The sequence below is a fragment of the Streptomyces purpurascens genome, from assembly GCF_045040895.1.
Classification (GTDB): Bacteria; Actinomycetota; Actinomycetes; order Streptomycetales; family Streptomycetaceae; genus Streptomyces; species Streptomyces purpurascens.
In genome coordinates, this window is the sequence record NZ_CP108341.1 from 4250945 (window position 1) to 4269445 (window position 18501).

An 18501-nucleotide genomic window follows, 5' to 3' on the forward strand; every position below is an offset into this window, starting at 1 on the left:
GGCCGAGTCCAGGACTGGGCCGACCGCCGTCTCTTTGACATGATCAGGCTTCCGGAAAGTTCACGGCAGCAAGCGCATGTCTCTGTATCGGGGGAGGTCGACCAGGTGATCCTCACGGTCACACTGAACACCGCTCTCGACATCACCTACCGCGTACGGTCCCTCCGGCCGCACACCTCCCACCGCGTCTCCGAGGTGACGGAACGCCCGGGCGGCAAGGGCGTCAACGTGGCCCGGGTCCTCGCGGCCCTCGGCCACGAGGTGACGGTGACCGGTTTCACGGGCGGTGCGACGGGACGGGTCGTCCAGGAGCGACTGGCCTCGGTCCCGGGCGTGGTGGACGCGCTGGTCCCGATCACGTGCGCGACCCGCCGCACGATCGCCGTGGTCGACGACCGGTCCGGCGACACCACACAACTCAACGAACCCGGCCCCACCGTCACCCCCGCCGAATGGTCCGCCTTCCAGGAGGCCTACGAGGCCCTGCTCCCCACCGCCTCCGCCGTGGCCCTGTGCGGCAGCCTCCCCCCGGGCGTCCCGGTGGGCGCATACGCCGGCCTGGTCCGCACGGCCAGGTCCGCCGGCATCCCGGTCCTCCTCGACACCAGCGGCGAACCCCTGCGCCGAGGCGTCGCCGCCCGCCCCGACCTCATCAAGCCGAACACCGACGAACTGGCGGAACTGACCGGCTCCCACGACCCCGTGCGAGCCACCCAGGACGCCCGCCGCCGGGGCGCGGGCGCGGTCGTCGCGTCCCTCGGCCGCGAGGGCCTGCTCGCAGCCACCCGAGACGGCCGCTGGCGCGCCACCCCACCGGCCCCGGTACACGGCAACCCGACGGGCGCGGGCGACTCGGCGGTAGCGGGCCTGCTGTCGGGCCTGATCGAACACCTCCCCTGGCCGGACCGCCTGACCCGGGCGACGGCCTTGTCCGCGGCGACGGTGGCAGCACCAGTGGCCGGGGAGTTCGACCAAGGGGCATATGAGGAGCTGCTGGGGCAGGTGGTGGTTTCGGGGGAGGCCAGTGCGGCCTAACCCGTGCGGTTGTGCCCGCATGCCTCCAGCCCTCGTATCACATTCAGACACTATCGGAGCATTTTAGCCATTTTGCCACCCCTTCACCCTCAACTGTGATCGACCAATTAGATTGACGATGCACAGTCAAATTCGAACAAAGGGCGAATGTGAAAAAGAGGCATCTGGCAACCTGCACTGGTGCAGCGGCTCTTCTGCTGACCGCCTTCGCTACCAGTCCAGCAACAGCCGCTCCTACGGCTTACGCAGGGTGTACGACTACCGGGGCTTCGGGTGCCATCAAGATCACCAACTGGTACGACCCCACGGCCAAGGTCGGCCTGGAGTTCAACTTGAGTGACATCAGCCCAGACAACCACCACGTGCGAATGAGGCTGGTCAGCGAGCAGTACAACGGCAAGAGAGTGAACTGGCCCTGGAGGAAGAACTTCGACGGATCGGGAACGACCAAGACTTGGACCAGCAGCGCTTCGGACGATGCAGGGCTCCACGAAATCGGCGTGCAGGTGGCCAGATTCGAAGGTGACACCCTGCTCAATTCCTGCACCGACTGGGCCTGAGGAACAGCCCGCATACAGGTCTCAACACCCTCGGGTCGCCGGGAGCCGACGGTGTCTTCCTAGCCTAGTCCTTGACCTGGCCGGCCTTCAGCCACAGCTGATCCAGCAGACGTCGGCATCTTCCCCGGCACCCGGCCGGTGCGGCTGTGGATCGCGGAACCGGTTGCCGCCTTGTCGGCGGCGACGGTCGCGGGGGAGTTCGACCGGGGCGTGTACGAGGAGCTGCTGGGGCGGGTCACGGTGACGAGTGAGGCATCTGCGGCGTAGGGCACAGGTGACCGAAATCCTCTGGCCGATTCGTCTCTCCCCCACCTAAGATCGCGAACGACCAAGATCGACCTTGTTACTGGGGGAACAATTGAACAAGATCACGAGGCTGGCCATGGTCGGCATCGCCTCCGTGGGCCTCATGGCCACCATGAACTCCGGCGCTTCGGCGGCCCCGGAGATCAAGGCCGGTCCCGCGGCCGCGCAGGAATGGGGCGGCGGCTGGAGCGACGTCCGGGACGTCAGCATCCGTGAGAAGCCCAGCACCACCGCACGGAAGGTCGGCACCCTGAAGAAGGGGAAGATCGTCAAGTGCTGGGTCGCCGGGTGCAGCGGTACGCACAACGGCGGCGCCTACAAGTGCTCAAGCAGCTCGCCGACCGAGAAGGACTGGCACGAGGTCCGGTGGAACGGCAAGAAGGCGTGGGCCGCGAGCCGTTGCCTGGAGTGGGGCCGGGTCGAGTGAGCTGAGCTCGTTACCGCTCGTACGGCGGCGGCCGTCCCCCACGGCGTGTGAGGGACGGCCGCCGTCGTCGTATCAGCCTGTCCGGCTAGCTCGGCGCGATGTAGAACTGGTCGAGGACCGCATCACACTGGTTGCCCTCGTTGCAGGCGAGCTCGATGGTGTTGGTGCCCTTGGTCAGGGTGACCGGAGCCCAAGAGGTCTGCCAGCCCTTTTCCCAGTCACCCTTGGGGGAGCCGATGAAGTTCTTCAGGCCCATGGGCTGGGTGTTCGCCTTGCCGTTCACCAGAAGCGTCGCATTGGCGTCGACGCCAGGGATGCTGTATCGGGCATACAGCCGGTAATCGCCGGCCTTCTTGATGCCGTCGACCGACCAGGTCACCTTGGAACCGACCTGATTGAAGCCTGTCACGTAGACGCCGCCGTCGGCCTTCGCGCCCTTGAAGTCCGATGCCGTTGTCAGACCTGCCCCGAGCCGCATCGCCTTCGCGTCGACCTTCGGAAGCTCGGTCTTGCCCGCCGCGCTCTTGCTGGCCGACGGACTCGGCTCGGTGCTCTGGGACTGGTCCTGGCCGGAGCCGGCCTGGTCGTCGGCCTTGTTGTCGTCCTTGTCGCCGCCCAGCATGGCCACGCCGATGCCGATGACGACCGCCGCGACCACCGCGATCGCGCCGATCAGCAGGCCCTTGGTGTTCGGGCCGCGGCCACCGCGGCCGCCTCCGCCGCCGGGTACCTGGTGCTGGGGGGCGGTGGTGGCTCCGCCGCCGCCGGGCAGCGTCTCCGGTGCCGCGTAGTGCGCGTTCGGCCGGCCGTAGCCGCCCTGCTGCTGGGGGGCCTGGCCGTACGCCGCGGTCTGGCCCGCGCCCGCCTGCGGCTGCTGGCCGTAGGAGCGGGTACCGACCGCACGCACCCGGTTGACCGAGTTCGGGTAGCCGTAGCCACCGGACGGCGGCTGGGCTCCGTTGGCCTGCCCGTCGGCGTAGAGATAGCCGAACGGGTCGTCGTCCTCGGGCGTGCTCGCGCCGTTGTTGCCGGGCGTCATCCCTTGGTCTCCTCAGTCAGGTGCGGTGCAATGCGGTACGGGTCGTGAGAGAGCGAGCCTACCCGCTCCCAGTGACCCAAACGGGTGACTCAGACCGCATCCACTCGCTGACCTCGGGTTCACCCAGCGCGTCTGTGTTGTTTGGGACGAGATCGTTTCTCGACGTACATCCGCTCGTCAGCGGATTTCAACACTTCGTCCGCCGTCATTCCACAGTGTGCCCATCCGATGCCGAAGCTGGCGCCGACCCGGACGGCACGCCCCTCGGCGCGGATGGGCTGGATGATCTCGTTGCGGAGGCGGACCGCGAGGTCCTGCGCGTCGGCCCGGCCGAGTCCGTCGGCGAGGATGACGAATTCGTCACCCCCGAGCCGGGCGACCGTGTCGCCGTCGCGGACGCCGCCGCTCAGCCGCCGGGCGACCTCGATGAGAACCGCGTCACCCGCGTTGTGCCCGAACCGGTCGTTGATCGACTTGAAGCCGTCGAGGTCGCAGAAGAGGACGGCGAGGCCCTTCGTGCCGTCGTCGTGGTCGCCGTCCGGGGCGACGGTGTGCACATGGTGGTCGTAGGCGTCGTACGGCTCGGCGGCCTGCCGGAAGTCGAAGCCGGGGCCGACGACGTCGAAGGCGGGGTGGCCGTAGGCCGCGTCATGGGACTCGGCGACGGCGGAGTGCGGGGGCGCGGCGCGCTGGCAGAGCCGCGCCGACAGGCGGGAGCGCAGCTCGGCGGAGTTCGGCAGGCCGGTGAGCGAGTCGTGCGAGGCGCGGTGGGCGAGCTGCAGCTCGCGGCGCTTGCGCTCCTCGATGTCCTCGACGTGGGTGAGGAGGAAGCGGGGCCCGTCGGCGGCGTCGGCGACGACGCTGTTGCGCAGCGAGACCCAGACGTAGGTGCCGTCCCGGCGGCCGAGGCGGAGTTCCGCGCGGCCGCCCTCCGCCGAGGTCCGCAGCAGGGTGCCTATGTCCTCGGGGTGGACCAGGTCGGAGAAGGAGTAGCGGCGCATCGCGGAGGCGGGGCGGCCCAGCAGCCGGCACAGGGCGTCGTTCGTGCGCAGGATCCGGCCGTGCTGGTCGCCGCCCATCTCGGCGATGGCCATGCCGGACGGGGCGTACTCGAAGGCCTGCCGGAAGCTTTCCTCGCTCGCCCGCAGCGCCTGCTGCTCGCGCTCCAGCCGGACGAGGGCGCGCTGCATATTGGCGCGCAGCCGGGCGTTGCTGATCGCGATGGCGGCCTGGAAGGCATACATCTGGAGGGCCTCGCGGCCCCAGGCGCCGGGGCGGCGGCCGTTGCGCGGGCGGTCCACGGAGAGTACGCCGATCAGCTCGCCGCAGGCCGCGCTGCCCTGCGGCCCGGGCGCGTACATGGGCGCGAAGAGCCGGTCGGCCGGATGCCACTCGTCCTCGAAGCGGGGCGCGGGGCCGTCGGTGTACCACTGCGGGACGTCGTCGTCGTCGAGGACCCAGCCCTCGGTGTGCGGTATGAACACCAGGTCGCCCCAGTGCTCGCCCATGCCGAGGCGGCGTTCCCAGGAATCGCGCGAGCCGACACGGCCGGTGATGAGGGCCTCGGCGGCGGGGTTCCCGGCGAAGGCGGCGACGACGAGATCGCCGTCGGGGCGTACGAGGTTCACGCACGCCATCTCGTACCCGAGAGCGGCGACGACGCCCTCCGCGACGGTCTGCAGTGTGTCCGCCAGGCTGCGGGCCGTGTTCATGTCGGCCATGACCTGGTGCAGTTGTCGCAGGGACGCAAGGCGGACGTAGGGCTCCGACTCGGTCTCCATGCTCGCCCTCCCCCCGAGACCTCGCAGCGAATCAAGGGTTCTCATCGGCGTATCGTCCTGGCAGCTTCCCCGCCACTGAATCACAGCGCGCTGCTCACTCGGTACACAGGGTCAACAATTCCTGCCCCTTGTGACTCAAGTCACAGGCAAAGCTGAACAATTGCCTGGAGTTTCTGCGTTCTTCACGTGCGTCTATCGAACGCAAACTTTGTCAGGTTGCGCCCAGGTATTTCCCCAAGGCACGGCGAACCGGCCTTCGGGAATCCGTTGCGAGTCCTAAGACCCAGCTCAGGCGGGAGCCCGATGCGCGGCGCGCGGGGCGGAGATTAGCGTTTCGGGTGTGCCGAACACTCCCGCTGCCACGTCCCCGATCATTCCGTCACCCGCCTCCGGGCATGCTGAGGGGGTGAGCAACGACGAGTTCCGCGCCGCCATGTCCCGGCTGGCCTCGGGCGTGGTCCTGGTGACCGCGCAGGAGCCGCCGCTCGACCCGGACGACCCCTCGGCGCCGGGCAGCGAGGACGTGGGCATGACGGCCACGGCCTTCATGTCGGTGTCCCTGGACCCGCCCATGGTGCTGGTGAGCCTGCGCGAGGGCTCCCGCATGGACGAGCTGCTCGACGAACAGCCCCACTGGGCGGTCTCGGTCCTGTCCGAGAGCCAGCGGCACATCGCGGGCCGGTTCGCCATGAAGGGCCGGGTCAGCGACCGGCTGCTGTTCGCCGACATCCCGTACACGCGCGGCGAGTACAGCGGGGCACCCCTGGTGGGCGGCGCCCTGGCCGTCCTGGAGTGCCGCACCGAGCAGCGCGTACCGGCCGGTGACCACACGCTGGTCATCGGCCGTGTCCTGACGGCCCGTGTGCCGAGCGCGGAGGGCGGACCGCTGACGTACTTCCGGGGGCGGTACCGGCAGTTGGGGTGAGGCGGAAACCCGGTGGCCCGGGGTTGATCGCCGACCCTAGGGTGCGCGCATGACGACGACGGGCCTCCACCTCGAAGAGATCACCGCCGGGAACCTCGACGCCGCCCTCGGCATCCGCGTCCGCCCCGACCAGGAACACGCGGTCGCCCCGGTCGTGAAGTCGCTCGCCGAGGCGTACGCGCACGGCGCCATCGCATGGCCCCGCCTCATCGTCGACGGCGACCGCCCGGTCGGCTTCCTCATGGCCTGCATCGGCATCGACTGGTACGGGGACGGCAGCGACATCCGCTCGGGCCTGTGGCGGCTGAACATCGCGGCCGGGGAGCAGGGCAAGGGGTACGGCCGTTTCGCCGTCGAGTCCGTCGCCGCCGAGCTGCGCCGGCACGGCACCAAGAAGTTCTACGTCACATGGCACCCGGGGCCGAACGGCCCTGAGGGCTTCTACCTGGGGCTCGGCTTCCGCCCGGACGGGGAGAACAGCGGCGGCCAGACCGTGGGGCTACTGGAGCTGGACTAGTTCCAGCCCTGTGCCGACCGGCCGCGCTTGGTCTCCGAGCGCTGCTTCTTCTCGCGCAGCCGCCGCTCGTTGATGCCCCGGGGGATCCGGGTCTGCCTGCGGGGCTTGGGCGGGGGTGCGGTGGCCTCGGCCAGGAGGGCGGCGAGGCGTACGGCGGCGGACTCGCGGTTGCGCCACTGGGAGCGGTGCTCGGAGGACCGTACGGTGACGACCCCGTCGACCAGGCGCCCGGCCAGCCGCTCCAGCGCCCGCTGCTTCCACACCTCGGGCAGCGCCTCGGTCTTCGCCAGGTCGAAGCTGAGCTCGACCTTCGAGTCACTGGTGTTGACGTGCTGTCCGCCGGGCCCCGAGGACCGCGAGAAACGCCACATGAGCTCGGCCTCGGGAAGGGAGACGGAGCCGCGGATGACGTGGGGACCAGACATGCCCTCCATGTTCCCGCTTCTGTCCGGTCCACGTCATCCCAATAATCGCGAGTAAAGAAAGTAAAGGAGCTGGAACCTCGCGTACCCCTCTCTACGTTCAGGGGGTAGCTGTAGCTTCTTTGCCGTACTGCCGTACGTAAACGAGGGAAGGGACTCCCAACAATGGCTGTAAGCCTGTCCAAGGGTGGCAACGTCTCGCTCACCAAGGAGGCTCCGGGCCTGACCGACGTCACCGTGGGCCTCGGCTGGGACGTCCGCACCACCACCGGCACGGACTTCGACCTCGACGCGTCCGCGATCGCGGTCAACACGCAGGGCAAGGTCTTCTCGGACGCCCACTTCGTGTTCTTCAACAACAAGCAGACCCCGGACAACACGATCGTCCACACCGGCGACAACCGCACGGGTGAGGGCGCCGGCGACGACGAGGCGATCAACGTCAATCTCGCCGCCCTCCCGGCCGACATCGAGAAGATCGTCTTCCCGGTGTCCATCTACGACGCCGAGAACCGCTCGCAGAACTTCGGCCAGGTCCGCAACGCCTACATCCGCATCGTCAACCAGGCCGGCGGCGCCGAGATCGCCCGCTACGACCTGTCGGAGGACGCGGCCACGGAGACGGCCATGGTCTTCGGCGAGCTCTACCGCAACGGCGCGGAGTGGAAGTTCCGCGCCGTCGGCCAGGGCTACGCCTCGGGCCTGGTCGGCATCGCCCAGGACTTCGGCGTGAACGTCTGACGGACGTCCCGCTCGCTGTGACGGCGGAGCCCCCTGGCCTTGTAAAAGGGCCGGGGGCTCCCCCTTTCAGGGGCGCGGGGAACTGCGCGACAAGCCACAACGAAACCGCAGCCGCCCATGGCACCTGAGCGTCCACGGCGCTCCGGCCTCCCTCACGGCCGCTCCGGCTTCCCCTCCCCGTACAGCCAGTCCTCCCAGATCCCCTCGAAGTCCTCCCCGGGCGCCTGCTCCTCGACGTACGCCGTGAACTCGGCCGTGTCCGCGTTCCCGTGGCGATGGTCCGTCGCCCATCCCCGCAGGATGGCGAAGAACCTGTCGTCGCCGACGGCCTGGCGGATCTTGTGGAGGACCATCGCGCCCCGCTGGTAGACGGGGTCGCCGGAGATGTTCGCGGCATCCGCGGGCTTCGCGGGCGGGAAGGCCCAGAGGTCCTTGTACGTCTTCTCCCCGTCCTCGTACAGCGCGTCGAAGGACTCCTGCGCGCTCTCCCCGCCGTGGTCCTCCCGCCACAGCCACTCCGCGTACGTCGCGAAGCCCTCGTTGAGCCACATGTCGCGCCAGCTCTCCGGAGTGACGGAGTCGCCGTACCACTGGTGGGCGAGTTCGTGGACGAGGAGGGTGATGCCGGGGGCGCCGGGGAAGACGGGGCGCGTCTGGGTCTCCAGGGCGTAGCCGACCTCGGCCGCGCGGTCGACGATCGCGCCGGTGGAGGAGAAGGGGTAGGGGCCGAACCGCCGCTCCGCCCAGCGCAGGATCTCGGGGATGCGCGCGAGCACCGCGCGGCTCGGCTCCTGCTCCGCCGGGTCGACGGCCGTGTACACGGGCAGACCGTCCCGGACGGTGGAGCGGCTGATGTCGTAGCGGCCGATCGCGAGCGTGGCGAGGTAGCTCGCCATGGGCTCGGCGGAGTGCCAGCTGAACGTCGTACGGCCGCCCTTCGCGGTCGTGACGGTGCGCAACTCCCCGTTGGAGACCGCCCGGAGCCCCCGCGGCACGGTCACCGTGAGGTCGTACGACGCCTTGTCGGACGGGTGGTGGTTGCCGGGGAACCACGCCATCGACCCCGTCGGCTCGCCCAGCGCGAGCACCCCGTCCGCGGTGCGCAGCCAGCCCTCCTGGGAGCCGTCGGGGTCGGTGACGGTCTCGGGCGCCCCGGAGTAACGGACGGTCACGCGGAACGTCTCGTCCTGCCCGAGGTCCTTGAGCGGCCGGACGGTGAGCTCCTGCCCGGCCCGGTTCCAGCGGGCCGTCTCGCCGCCGACGGTGACCTTGCCGACCTCCAGGCCGATCAGGTCGAGGTTGAAGGCGGAGAGGTCCTTCGTCGCCCGCGCGGTGAGCGTGGCCGTGCCGGTGAGGTGATGGGCGTCCGGGTCGTAGGCGAGGCGCAGGCCGTAGTGGGTGACGTCGTAGCCGCCGTTGCCGGCCTTCGGGAAGTACGGGTCGCGTACGCCGGAGCCGCCCGGGGTGCCGTGGACCCCGCCGCAGGCCGTGAGGGCGAGAGCGGAGACGAGCAGGGCAGGGACAAGACGTACGGACCGGGCCACGACCTCGATCCTATGGGGGGCATGACAGCATCACCCCCGTGCTCGACATCGGCTACGCCCTCTCCAACCGCTTCCCGGACCCTCCGCAGACCGACTACCGCCGCGCGGACGTCCGCGCCCTGCGGCACGACCTGTTCTGCGGTGACGTCTACTTGGCGGACACCAAGACGGACCACGAGGTGTCCACAGCCTGGGGATGGGTGCCGGTGCTCGACTTCGCGTGGGCGCTGTGCGACATCGTGGAGCGGATCGACCGGGACCCGGCCGGCTCGCGGGCGTCCCGGCCGCAGCGGGCGGAGCTGGACTTCACCGAGTCGACCGACCGGATGCTGTTCGAGCGCCGCTTCGGGTGGGTGGACATCGAGGCCGACTGGATGCGCGCGGAGGAGCCCCCGCTCACCGTCTCCCACACGGAACTGCGCCGCGAGTCCCGGGACTTCCTGCACGACCTGCTCGCCGACCTCACCGATCTGCACGACGACCTCGCCGAGAACCCGGCGATCTGGACCCTCCAGGCCCGCTTTCCCCGGGTCTCCTGACAACGGTCCGCCACCGGGCTGACACGATCGCCCTTCGAACGGCAGCGATACAGCGGACACGGGGAGAACGGCGACATGAGCCAGGGGCACGTGACCTACGGCCTGAACTACAAGATGACGCCACCGGTCATCGTCAGCGGAGAAGGGCTTGAGCGGGGCACCATCGTCCGGCTTCACCGCGACCCCGACAGCCCCGCCCCGGACCGGCTCCGCTCACTGCGGGCCTTCCATCTGCGCGCGGAGGACTGGGCGCCGGTCGCCCGGGTGGTGACGGAGCAGCCCCTGGGGTCACGGCTGAGCGGACGCCCGGCGGTGTACCACGTCCTCGATCCCCACGGTGCGCCGCTCGGGCGGATCAGCCTGCGGCGGCGCCGCGCCTTCCGGTGGGGTCGCGAACGCTGGACCGTGGAACCGGCGGCGGGGCCGGTCCTGCACGGGTACGTGGGCCGACTGGTGTGGTGGGCGCTGTGGTGGCCCTTCGGGCTGCCGGTCTACCTCCTCTTCCTGCTCCTGGCCCTGATGGCGGAGATCGACGACGGCTTCCGTCCACCCCGGCGCATCACCTGGCGGGACGGCTCCCACCGCGCCCATGTCGTCTTCCGCGCGGTGGCCGAGGACTACCGGCTGCAGAGGCACGAACTGGACCCCCGTCTGGTCCACGCCCTCATAGCGCTGCACCAGTCCTATGACTGGCCGGAGCAGGCGGGGGAAGGTGGCTGGTACGAGTACTGAGGGTGAGCGTGCGGGGTCAGCCCTCCACCCTGATCCCCCACTCCATCGCCAGCACCGGTGCCAGATCCAGCAGTTGTGCCGTACTGATCACCGCCCCCGACAGCCGGTCAAGACCTCCGCTGATCTCCAGCGACGCGGCCCCGCGCAGGTCGACGTCCGTGAGGGTCGCCGCGTGAAGGTCGACGCCCTTCAGGGCGCAGTCCACGAACTCCACCCGCTCCAGGCGGGCGCCCCCGAAGTCCGGCTCGACGAGGACACAGCCCTCGAAGACGACGTCTCTGAGCCGGGCCGTGCGCAGATTCAGATAGTCGATCTTGCCGCCGCGGATCAGCACCCGCTCCAGCACCGCCCCGTGCAACTGCGGCCCGCCGAGGCGGGCGTCGGTCAGCTCCACGTCCCGCAGGGTCGCCTCGGCGAGGTCGGTGCCGACGCCCCGGACGCCGGTGAGGGCCGAGTCCAGGAACCGGGCATGCCGCAGCCGCGTCTCGTCCAGCGCGCACCCCTTCAGCGCGCAGTCCATGAAACGGGCCCCCGCCCCGTCCTGCCCAGTGAGCTCCGCGTCCCGGAACTCCAGCCCGTCGTAGTCCCCGTCCGGCTCCAGCCCACCGCCCCCGTACGGCTCCAGCGGCGGCAGCCGCACCTCCGGTCGCCGCGCGCCCTTCACACCCGTACCGCCGGCCACACCCGTACCGCCCGCCGCTCTCCTCGCCATGTCCCCATGCTGCACCCCACCACTGACAACACCCCCTGACCTGCGCGTACACGGGCCATGTCACATTCCGGCCCCCGCGAACGGTCGTAATCCCGAAGGCGATTGTCGACCTCAGGCCTCAGGGAGATCCCAGCCATGCACCGCATCACCGTCATAGGCGGCGGCTTCGCCGGACTGACCGCCGCCATCACCGCCGCCGAGGCGGGCGTCAAGGTCACCCTCCACGAAGCCCACCACACCCTCGGCGGCCGGGCCCGCACCGCCGAGGGCCCGTACCGCACGAACGAGGGCCCGCACGCCCTCTACAGCGGCGGCCCGCACTGGGCCTGGCTGAAGCAGCGCGACCTCATCGGCCCGCTCGCCCCGATCCCGCCCCTGGAGGGCGCCCGGCTACGGCTGCGGCACCACGGCGTGCTGCGCCGCACCCCGCCCTTCCCGATGCTGAAGCTGCTGCGCCGGACCGCCCGGTGGGCGCCCGTGGACGTCGACTTCCTGACCTGGGCGACCGGCATCGCGGGCGAGGAGGGCGCCCGGGCCGCCGCCCACTACTCGGCCGTCGCCCTCTTCCACCACGATCCCGGCTCCCTGTCGGCCGCGTTCGTGCTGGAACGCCTGCGCCGGGCCACCAAGCTGCCGCCCGAGGCCCAGTACCCGCGCGGCGGCTGGGCCGGCCTCATCGACCGGATGGCCGCCCGGGCCTGGAACCTGGGCGTCCGGATGGAGACCCTGTCCCGCGTCGACACGCTCCCCACCGACACACCGGTGATCGTCGCGACCTCCCTGGACGCCGCCCGGAGTCTGCTCGACGACACCTCCCTGACCTGGCCGAGCGGCCGTACCACCCTCGTCGACCTGGCCGTGCGCACGCGGCGCGGCGACGCCTTCGCGGTCTCCGACCTGGACGCGCCCGGCTGGCTCGAACGGTTCACCGCCCAGGACCGCAGCCTCGCCCCGGCCGGCGAGCAGCTCGTCCAGGGGCAGATCCCCATCGCCCCGCACGAGTCCAAGGCCGACGGCACCGCCCGCGCCGAGCAGCTGCTCGATCTGGGGTTCCCGGGCTGGCGCGAGCGCGTCACCTGGCGGCGCGACTCCGTCGCGGCGGGCCGTACGGGCGCGGTCGACCTGCCCGGCACCAGCTGGCGTGACCGGCCCGCCGTGGACCGGGGCGACGGTGTCTACCTGGCCGGCGACCAGGTCGCGGCCCCCGGCGTGCTCTCGGAGGTCTCCTTCAACAGCGCCCTGACGGCGGTCTCCCTGGCCCTCGGCCGCCGGGAGCTTGACCTCAAGCAAGCTTGAGGTTGAAGGCTGGGGTCCATCCGGCGCCCCGCCGGCGCCCACCCGGCGATCCCACGAGGAGCTCCCATGCACGCCATCCGCCTGCACGCCTTCGGCCCGGCCGAGAACCTCGCCCACGAGCAGGTCGAGGACCCCCTGCCGGGCCCCGGACAGGTCCGTATCGCCGTACGGGCGGCGGGTGTCCACCTCCTGGACGCCGCCCTGCGCGAGGGCATGCGGGGCGGACCGGCGGGCGAGCCGGCAGCCCTGCCCACCGTCCCCGGCCGCGAGGTCGCCGGTGTCGTCGAGTCCCTGGGCGAGGGCGTCGCGGACCTGTGGCTCGGCAAACGGGTCGTCGCCCACCTCGGCTTCGTCCCCGGGGGCTACGCCGAGCTGGCCGTCACCGACGTCGAGCGGCTGCACGAGATCCCGCGCAACCTGGACTTCGCCGAGGCCGTCGCCATGATCGGCACGGGCCGTACGGCGATGGGGATCCTCCAGTTCGCCGACCTCGGACCCGGCTCGGTGGCCGTCGTCCCGGCCGCCGCCGGAGGCATCGGCACGCTTCTCGTGCAGTACGCCAAGAACGCCGGCGCGACCGTCATCGGCCTCGCTGGCGGGCCGGAGAAGGTCGCCCGCGTACAGGCGAACGGTGCCGATCTCGCCGTCGACTACCGGGACCCGGCCTGGCCCGCGAAGGTCCGCGCCCACCTCGGCGGCCGCACCGCGACCGTCGTCTTCGACGGCGTCGGCGGCGACGTGGCCCGCGAGGCCGTCGCCCTCCTCGGCCCCGGCGGCAGGCACATCGTCTTCGGCTGGTCCGGCCAGGGCATCCTCGACGGCGAGCCCTACCTCGTCGACGGCGTCTCCGAGCAGGTCCTCGGCCCCGCGATGCTGGGGAAGGCCGGCGGCCCCGACCCCCTGCGCACCCTCGAACTGCGCGCCCTCACCGAGGCCGCCGCCGGCCGGCTCACCCCGGCCGTACAGCGCTTCCCGCTCCGCGAGGCGGCGGCCGCGCACCGGGCACTGGAGAGCCGGGGCACGATCGGAAAGGTGGTCCTGGAGCCATGACCCGACACCCACCAGCGGCGACGAACCCGCGGATGCAGCCCGCCCCGATCCATGGTCTTCTGGCCGGATGAGCGTCACCCGGACGGGCGGAGACGGCCCTGGCGCGGACACCGACCCCCGTCGCTGGTGGGGACTGGTCGTCATCGCCCTGGCCCAGCTGATGGTCGTACTCGACGCGACCATCGTGAACATCGCCCTCCCCTCCGCACAGGCCGACCTCGGCATGTCCGACGGCAACCGGCAGTGGGTGATCACCGCCTACACCCTCGCCTTCGGCGGACTGCTCCTGCTCGGCGGGCGGATCGCCGACCTCGTGGGCCGCAGACGCACCTTCGTCATCGGGCTGGTCGGCTTCGCCGCGGCCTCCGCGCTCGGCGGCGCCGCCACCGGAGCGGGCATGCTCTTCGGCGCCCGCGCGCTGCAGGGCGCCTTCGCCGCCGTCCTCGCCCCCTCCGCGCTGTCCCTGCTGACCACCACGTTCACCGACCCCAAGGAACGCGGAAAGGCCTTCGGCATCTACGGCGCCCTGGCCGGCAGCGGATCCGCGATCGGTTTCATGGTCGGCGGGTTGCTCACCGAGTACCTGAACTGGCGCTGGTGCCTCTACGTCAACGTGCCCATCGCCATCGCCGCCGTGCTCGGCGCGCTCGCCCTGCTCCACGACCGCCCCGGCCACGCCGGAGCCCGCCTCGACGTCCCCGGCGTCCTGCTCGGCTGCGGCGGCCTCGTCGCGATCGTCTACGGCTTCAGCGAGGCCGAGTCCCGGGGCTGGAGCGACGCGAGGGTGCTGTCGCTGTTCGCCGTCGGTGTCGTACTCCTGGCGGCGTTCGTGTGGTGGCAGTCCCGGGCGCCGATGCCGCTGCTGCCGCTGCACATCATCCGCGACCGCGACCGCGCGGGCTGCTTCCTGACCATGGCGCTGGCCGTCATCGGCATGTTCGGCCTCTTCCTGTTCATGACGTACTACCTCCAGGCCGTCCTCGCGTACTCGCCCGTCAAGACGGGCCTGGCCTTCCTCCCCCTCACGGCCGCGATCATCATCGGCTCCACCCAGATATCCGCCCGGCTGCTCCCCCGCGTGCCTCCGCGCATGCTGATGGTCCCCGGCATGCTGCTGGCGGCGGGCGGCATGCTGATCCTGACCCAGATGACGACGCACTCCTCCTACGCCACCGAGATCCTGCCCGCGCTCCTGCTGCTCGGCCTCGGCATGGGCCTGACCTTCATGCCGGTCTTCTCCACCGCCACCGCGGGCGTCGCACCCCAGGACTCGGGCGTGACCTCGGCGACGGTCAACACGTCACAGCAGGTGGGCGGTTCCATCGGCACGGCTCTCCTCAACACCATCGCGACCACCAGCACCGCCACATACGTCACGGCCCACCTCACCGACCCGTCCGACCGCGCCCGGGTCATGCGGGAGGGCGTCGTCCACGGCTACACCGTCGCCATCTGGTGGGCCGCCGGCATCATGCTGCTGGCCGGCCTGGTCGCGGGTCTGATGGTGACGACCAAGGGACCGAAGCACGGGACACCGGTGGACCGGCCGGTTCCGGAACCGGCGGCCTGACGGACGAGAAGCCCCCGGCTAATTCACATGACCCGCCCGGCATGCCCCACTACCGTGCCGAGAGTGATCGACATTCCACGCGAACTGGCAGCATCACAGGAGAAGTTCAACGGCGAAGCGGGCCGCGCCTTCATCACCGGACTGCCTGAACAGACGGCCCGCTTCCTCGACCACTGGAAACTGAAACCCGACGGACCTCCCATGCACGGCGTCTCCGCCCTGGTCCTCCCGGTCCTCCGCCCCGACGGCACCCCAGCGGTCCTCAAGCTCCAGATCCTCGACGAGGAGAGCGAAGGCGAACCGGTGGCGCTGCGCGCCTGGAACGGCGACGGAGCCGTCCGCCTCCTCGACCACGACGAGCCGACCGGCACCATGCTGCTGGAACGCCTCGACGAGACCCGCATGCTGTCCCACGTGCCGGACACCCACCAGGCCGTCGTCACGATCGCGGAGCTCCTCGCCCACCTCGCCTCCTTCCCCGCCCCGCCCGGCCTGCGCCGCCTCGGCGACATCGCGTGGGCCATGCTCGACCAGACCCCGTGGGCCCTGGGCCGCATCCCCGACCCCGAGGCCCGCCGCCTGGTCGCCGACTGCGCGGCCGCCGTACGCGAGGTCGTCGACGAGCCGGGCGACCGCCTCCTGCACTGGGACCTCCACGACGAGAACGTCCTCGCGTCCGACCGCGCCCCCTGGCTGGCGATCGACCCCAAGCCCCTGGCCGGCGACCCCGGCTTCGAACTCTGGCCGGCCCTCGACAACCGCTACGACCCCGACGACATCCTCTGGCGCTTCGACGCCATGACCGACATCCTCACCCTGGACCGCCCCCGGGCCCGCGCCTGGACCCTCGGCCGCCTCCTCCAGAACACCCTGTGGGACATCGAGGACGACCGCCCCCTCGACGACGCCCAACTCGAGATCGCCCGCCGCCTCCGCAGCCACGGCAACTGACCGATGCAACCGTTCCTGCCCGGCCTGGAACTCTCCCGCCGCTTCTACACCGAAGCCGTACGCCCGCTCCTGGACGAGGCCCTCCCCGGCATCCCCCACTCCGCCGCCCGCCTCGGCAGCGGCTCCGAGGTCCTCGGCTACGACACCCCACGCTCGGCCGACCACGAGTGGGGCCCACGCCTGCAGCTCTTCCTGCGCCCGCAGGACGCCGGCCACCACGGCCCCCGCCTCACCGCCCTCCTCTCCCACCGCCTCCCGAAGACCTTTCTCGGCCACCCCACCCACTTCGCCCTCACCGGCGAAGACCCGGGAACGGACATCCGCGTCATGACCAGGACCGACGGCCCGGTCCACCACCGAGTCGACATCACGGACCCGGGCACCTGGTTCACCGCCCACCTCGGCTTCGACCCGTCCGAGACCGTCACCACCACGGACTGGCTGGCCACGCCCACCCAGCTCCTGGTCGAAGCCACCGGGGGCGCGGTCTTCCACGACGGCCTCGACCGGCTCACCCCGGCCCGCACAGCCCTCCGCTGGTACCCGCACGACATCTGGCTGTACGTCCTGGCCTGCCAGTGGAAACGCATCTCCCAGGAGGAGGCCTTCGTAGGCCGCTGCGGCGAGGTGGGTGACGAACTCGGCTCCGCGGTCGTCGCCGGCCGACTGGTCCGCGACCTGATGCGCCTGTGCCTCCTGATGAACCGCCGCTACCCGCCCTACAGCAAGTGGCTGGGCACCGCCTTCGCCCAGACCCCCCAGGGCTCGGCCCTCACCCCCACGCTGACGGCGGCCCTCACCGCCCCGGACTGGCCCACCCGCGAACGCCACCTGACACGGGCCTACGAAGCCCTCGCCACCCACCACAACGCCCTCGCGCTGACGCCCCCGGTCGACCCCACCACCCGCCCTTACCACGGCCGCCCCTTCCAGGTCCTCCACGCGGAACGCTTCACCGCGGCCCTACGCGCCCGCATCACGGACCCGGACCTGCGCGCACTGCCGGACACCGGCGCGATCGACCAGTTCATGGACAACACCGACGCCATGCAAAAGCCCAGGCCCGGAGAGGTCCGGCCTGGGCGGTGAAGAGCCCCCTGTCGGATTCGAACCGACGACCTACGCATTACAAGGGCCTGCAGGGTCGTGACGACTGGTACTCCATGATCACGCTGGATCCTGTTTTCCCTGATCAGCGACCTGCAGGCTGATCCATGCCTGCCGCTGAATCCATTTGGTGCCGCGCCATCCGCTCACGCATCGCTCACGCACAGCAGGCGGCCGACCAGCGCTCCCCCAAGGAGCCGGAGTAGCTCTTCGCACGCGTGCGGGGCCTGCGGTAACCCCGGCGAAGACATGCCGTGCCCTCCAGCGCAAGACCACTGCAGCCGGCCCTTGCCGCGGAAGGCACGGAAGACCAAGGCGACCACACCGACGGTGGCGAGCAGGGGCATGCCCGATGCAGCCAGCACGAGCGATGCAGACGCGTCAGGCGTTAGCCTCGCGCTTTCATGAAGCGTGCTGTCCGGTAGGTGGTCAGGAAAGCAGAAAGTGCCTCTGACCAGCAAGAATGAGGATTGTCGAGGTCCTTGTTCCTGCCACCGCCGGAGGCACTTCCCAGGTGAAGCACTCTATCGGGTTGTACCCCCGTGTCCGTGTCCAGTGCGACGGCCGCCAGGTCGTCTCCCAGGCCGGCTCGGTCCTGCTCGTCGACACGGTCCGCAAGACCGGTCTTGACCAGGCCATACCCCAGGCCCTGGCTCCGTGGCGCAACCCACGGAGCCTCCGCACGAGGGTGGATGCGTCGATGGGGCGGATGGGACCGCTCCCGAAGAAAAGACCGACCGGTCACTCGCACGCGTCGATGCCGGCGCGGTCTCTGCGCCAGGGACTGAGTCAGCTGCCGTTGTTCTGCTCTGCCCGGAAGTACCGCCAGGCTGTCTTCGGGCTGCTTCCGAGCAGCAACGCGTGCAACTCCTGCGCTGTCGCGGTGATCCGGCCGACGATCAGGCTCCGCTAGGCGGAAGAGCATCGGCTCAATGCGATGCGCGGCGGGCTTGATGGCCCAAACGGCTCAGGCCGCAGCGCCGATACCTTCGGCAGGTGTCACATTCCCGTCTCTCCCCGTCTCGGCGCAAGGGGAGGAACGCGGTCGTATGCGGCGCTGCATCAGCAACACTTGCTCCCCCGGGCGGCACACGGAGACCGGGTTGGTGAGACCAGGTCGCCTGAGTGCAAGGTCAATGTAGACACGTGGCACCGACGGAAATAGGCACTGGTCGGGGACATAGCAGAAAGAGGGTCGTGCTGAGGAAGTGTCCGGACACGGCGTGCCTCGACTCCTGATCAGTGAT

At 70.6% G+C, this 18501-nt stretch carries 18 protein-coding genes and 1 pseudogene; 14 read left to right on the forward strand and 5 right to left on the reverse strand.

Annotated features, from left to right (window positions below):
• Nucleotides 1–105 precede the first annotated feature (105 nt).
• The 3 genes from OHU35_RS19235 to OHU35_RS19245 all read left to right on the forward strand — a co-directional run bounded on the left by OHU35_RS19235 (nucleotide 106) and on the right by OHU35_RS19245 (nucleotide 2328).
• Entirely contained in the window at nucleotides 106–1035 is a 930-nt protein-coding gene (locus tag OHU35_RS19235; RefSeq protein WP_405506136.1) for a 1-phosphofructokinase family hexose kinase, read from the forward strand.
• Nucleotides 1036–1367: 332 nt separating this feature from the next.
• Nucleotides 1368–1595, forward strand: coding sequence for a hypothetical protein (locus OHU35_RS19240; RefSeq protein WP_405506137.1), 228 nt, complete (start codon nucleotides 1368–1370; stop codon nucleotides 1593–1595).
• 358 nt (nucleotides 1596–1953) lie between these two features.
• On the forward strand, nucleotides 1954–2328 hold the full coding sequence (locus OHU35_RS19245) for an SH3 domain-containing protein (RefSeq protein WP_189729314.1): 375 nt from the start codon (nucleotides 1954–1956) through the stop codon (nucleotides 2326–2328).
• A gap of 85 nt (nucleotides 2329–2413) precedes the next feature.
• Here OHU35_RS19245 and OHU35_RS19250 read toward each other — a convergent pair whose 3' ends face one another.
• On the reverse strand, nucleotides 2414–3367 hold the full coding sequence (locus tag OHU35_RS19250; protein WP_405506138.1) for a CBM35 domain-containing protein: 954 nt from the start codon (nucleotides 3365–3367) through the stop codon (nucleotides 2414–2416).
• A gap of 119 nt (nucleotides 3368–3486) precedes the next feature.
• The gene (gene cdgB / locus OHU35_RS19255) at nucleotides 3487–5148 is read right to left on the reverse strand and encodes a diguanylate cyclase CdgB (protein WP_359893310.1); all 1662 of its coding nucleotides are present in this window, start codon (nucleotides 5146–5148) and stop codon (nucleotides 3487–3489) included.
• Nucleotides 5149–5488: 340 nt separating this feature from the next.
• Between cdgB and OHU35_RS19260 the strand changes: the two genes are divergently transcribed.
• Both OHU35_RS19260 and OHU35_RS19265 read left to right on the forward strand, forming a co-directional pair.
• Nucleotides 5489–6073, forward strand: coding sequence for a flavin reductase family protein (locus tag OHU35_RS19260; RefSeq protein ID WP_189729323.1), 585 nt, complete (start codon nucleotides 5489–5491; stop codon nucleotides 6071–6073).
• Between the two features lie 49 nt (nucleotides 6074–6122).
• Nucleotides 6123–6590, forward strand: coding sequence for a GNAT family N-acetyltransferase (locus OHU35_RS19265; RefSeq protein ID WP_189729325.1), 468 nt, complete (start codon nucleotides 6123–6125; stop codon nucleotides 6588–6590).
• Here the strand turns inward: OHU35_RS19265 and arfB are convergent.
• The gene (gene arfB, locus OHU35_RS19270) at nucleotides 6587–7024 is read right to left on the reverse strand and encodes an alternative ribosome rescue aminoacyl-tRNA hydrolase ArfB (protein WP_189729327.1); all 438 of its coding nucleotides are present in this window, start codon (nucleotides 7022–7024) and stop codon (nucleotides 6587–6589) included. The genes OHU35_RS19265 and arfB overlap by 4 nt on opposite strands.
• Nucleotides 7025–7177: 153 nt before the next feature.
• Between arfB and OHU35_RS19275 the strand changes: the two genes are divergently transcribed.
• A complete protein-coding gene (locus tag OHU35_RS19275) occupies nucleotides 7178–7753 on the forward strand; it encodes a TerD family protein (protein ID WP_189729329.1) in 576 nt (191 codons plus the stop codon).
• Nucleotides 7754–7905: 152 nt separating this feature from the next.
• On the opposite strand, the gene OHU35_RS19280 is transcribed toward OHU35_RS19275, so the two are convergent.
• Complete coding sequence (locus tag OHU35_RS19280; RefSeq protein ID WP_405506141.1) at nucleotides 7906–9297, reverse strand: M1 family metallopeptidase; 1392 nt, start codon at nucleotides 9295–9297, stop codon at nucleotides 7906–7908.
• 38 nt (nucleotides 9298–9335) lie between these two features.
• Between OHU35_RS19280 and OHU35_RS19285 the strand changes: the two genes are divergently transcribed.
• Both OHU35_RS19285 and OHU35_RS19290 read left to right on the forward strand, forming a co-directional pair.
• Nucleotides 9336–9836 (forward strand): hypothetical protein, encoded by a 501-nt coding sequence (locus OHU35_RS19285; RefSeq protein WP_189729333.1) that lies wholly within the window; start codon nucleotides 9336–9338, stop codon nucleotides 9834–9836.
• 75 nt (nucleotides 9837–9911) lie between these two features.
• Nucleotides 9912–10568, forward strand: coding sequence for a hypothetical protein (locus OHU35_RS19290; RefSeq protein WP_189729335.1), 657 nt, complete (start codon nucleotides 9912–9914; stop codon nucleotides 10566–10568).
• A 16-nt stretch (nucleotides 10569–10584) separates the two neighbouring features.
• Here the strand turns inward: OHU35_RS19290 and OHU35_RS19295 are convergent, their stop codons facing one another.
• Nucleotides 10585–11280 (reverse strand): pentapeptide repeat-containing protein, encoded by a 696-nt coding sequence (locus OHU35_RS19295; RefSeq protein WP_405506144.1) that lies wholly within the window; start codon nucleotides 11278–11280, stop codon nucleotides 10585–10587.
• 135 nt (nucleotides 11281–11415) lie between these two features.
• Between OHU35_RS19295 and OHU35_RS19300 the strand changes: the two genes are divergently transcribed.
• The 6 genes and pseudogenes from OHU35_RS19300 to OHU35_RS19325 form a co-directional block, all read left to right on the forward strand.
• A complete protein-coding gene (locus OHU35_RS19300; RefSeq protein WP_189729339.1) occupies nucleotides 11416–12576 on the forward strand; it encodes an NAD(P)-binding protein in 1161 nt (386 codons plus the stop codon).
• Nucleotides 12577–12642: 66 nt separating this feature from the next.
• A complete protein-coding gene (locus OHU35_RS19305) occupies nucleotides 12643–13626 on the forward strand; it encodes a zinc-binding dehydrogenase (RefSeq protein WP_189729341.1) in 984 nt (327 codons plus the stop codon).
• 67 nt (nucleotides 13627–13693) lie between these two features.
• The gene (locus tag OHU35_RS19310) at nucleotides 13694–15196 is read left to right on the forward strand and encodes an MFS transporter (protein ID WP_405506146.1); all 1503 of its coding nucleotides are present in this window, start codon (nucleotides 13694–13696) and stop codon (nucleotides 15194–15196) included.
• A 27-nt stretch (nucleotides 15197–15223) separates the two neighbouring features.
• Nucleotides 15224–16147 (forward strand): aminoglycoside phosphotransferase family protein, encoded by a 924-nt coding sequence (locus OHU35_RS19315; protein ID WP_405506147.1) that lies wholly within the window; start codon nucleotides 15224–15226, stop codon nucleotides 16145–16147.
• A 3-nt stretch (nucleotides 16148–16150) separates the two neighbouring features.
• Nucleotides 16151–17236, forward strand: coding sequence for a DUF4037 domain-containing protein (locus OHU35_RS19320; protein WP_405506149.1), 1086 nt, complete (start codon nucleotides 16151–16153; stop codon nucleotides 17234–17236).
• Between the two features lie 532 nt (nucleotides 17237–17768).
• Nucleotides 17769–17933, forward strand: a pseudogene (locus OHU35_RS19325) (IS1380 family transposase); the annotation flags it as partial.
• Between the last annotated feature and the right edge of the window lie 568 nt (nucleotides 17934–18501).

Excerpts from the sequence above, each read along its gene's own strand:
- OHU35_RS19250 (WP_405506138.1), bottom strand. The coding sequence starts at position 3,367 with ATGACGCCCGGCAACAACGGCGCGAGCACGCCCGAGGACGACGACCCG.
- cdgB (WP_359893310.1), bottom strand. The coding sequence starts at position 5,148 with ATGGAGACCGAGTCGGAGCCCTACGTCCGCCTTGCGTCCCTGCGACAA.
- OHU35_RS19265 (WP_189729325.1), top strand. The coding sequence starts at position 6,123 with ATGACGACGACGGGCCTCCACCTCGAAGAGATCACCGCCGGGAACCTC.
- arfB (WP_189729327.1), bottom strand. The coding sequence starts at position 7,024 with ATGGAGGGCATGTCTGGTCCCCACGTCATCCGCGGCTCCGTCTCCCTT.
- OHU35_RS19275 (WP_189729329.1), top strand. The coding sequence starts at position 7,178 with ATGGCTGTAAGCCTGTCCAAGGGTGGCAACGTCTCGCTCACCAAGGAG.
- OHU35_RS19290 (WP_189729335.1), top strand. The coding sequence starts at position 9,912 with ATGAGCCAGGGGCACGTGACCTACGGCCTGAACTACAAGATGACGCCA.
- OHU35_RS19295 (WP_405506144.1), bottom strand. The coding sequence starts at position 11,280 with ATGGCGAGGAGAGCGGCGGGCGGTACGGGTGTGGCCGGCGGTACGGGT.
- OHU35_RS19300 (WP_189729339.1), top strand. The coding sequence starts at position 11,416 with ATGCACCGCATCACCGTCATAGGCGGCGGCTTCGCCGGACTGACCGCC.
- OHU35_RS19305 (WP_189729341.1), top strand. The coding sequence starts at position 12,643 with ATGCACGCCATCCGCCTGCACGCCTTCGGCCCGGCCGAGAACCTCGCC.
- OHU35_RS19310 (WP_405506146.1), top strand. The coding sequence starts at position 13,694 with ATGAGCGTCACCCGGACGGGCGGAGACGGCCCTGGCGCGGACACCGAC.
- OHU35_RS19315 (WP_405506147.1), top strand. The coding sequence starts at position 15,224 with ATGACCCGCCCGGCATGCCCCACTACCGTGCCGAGAGTGATCGACATT.
- OHU35_RS19320 (WP_405506149.1), top strand. The coding sequence starts at position 16,151 with ATGCAACCGTTCCTGCCCGGCCTGGAACTCTCCCGCCGCTTCTACACC.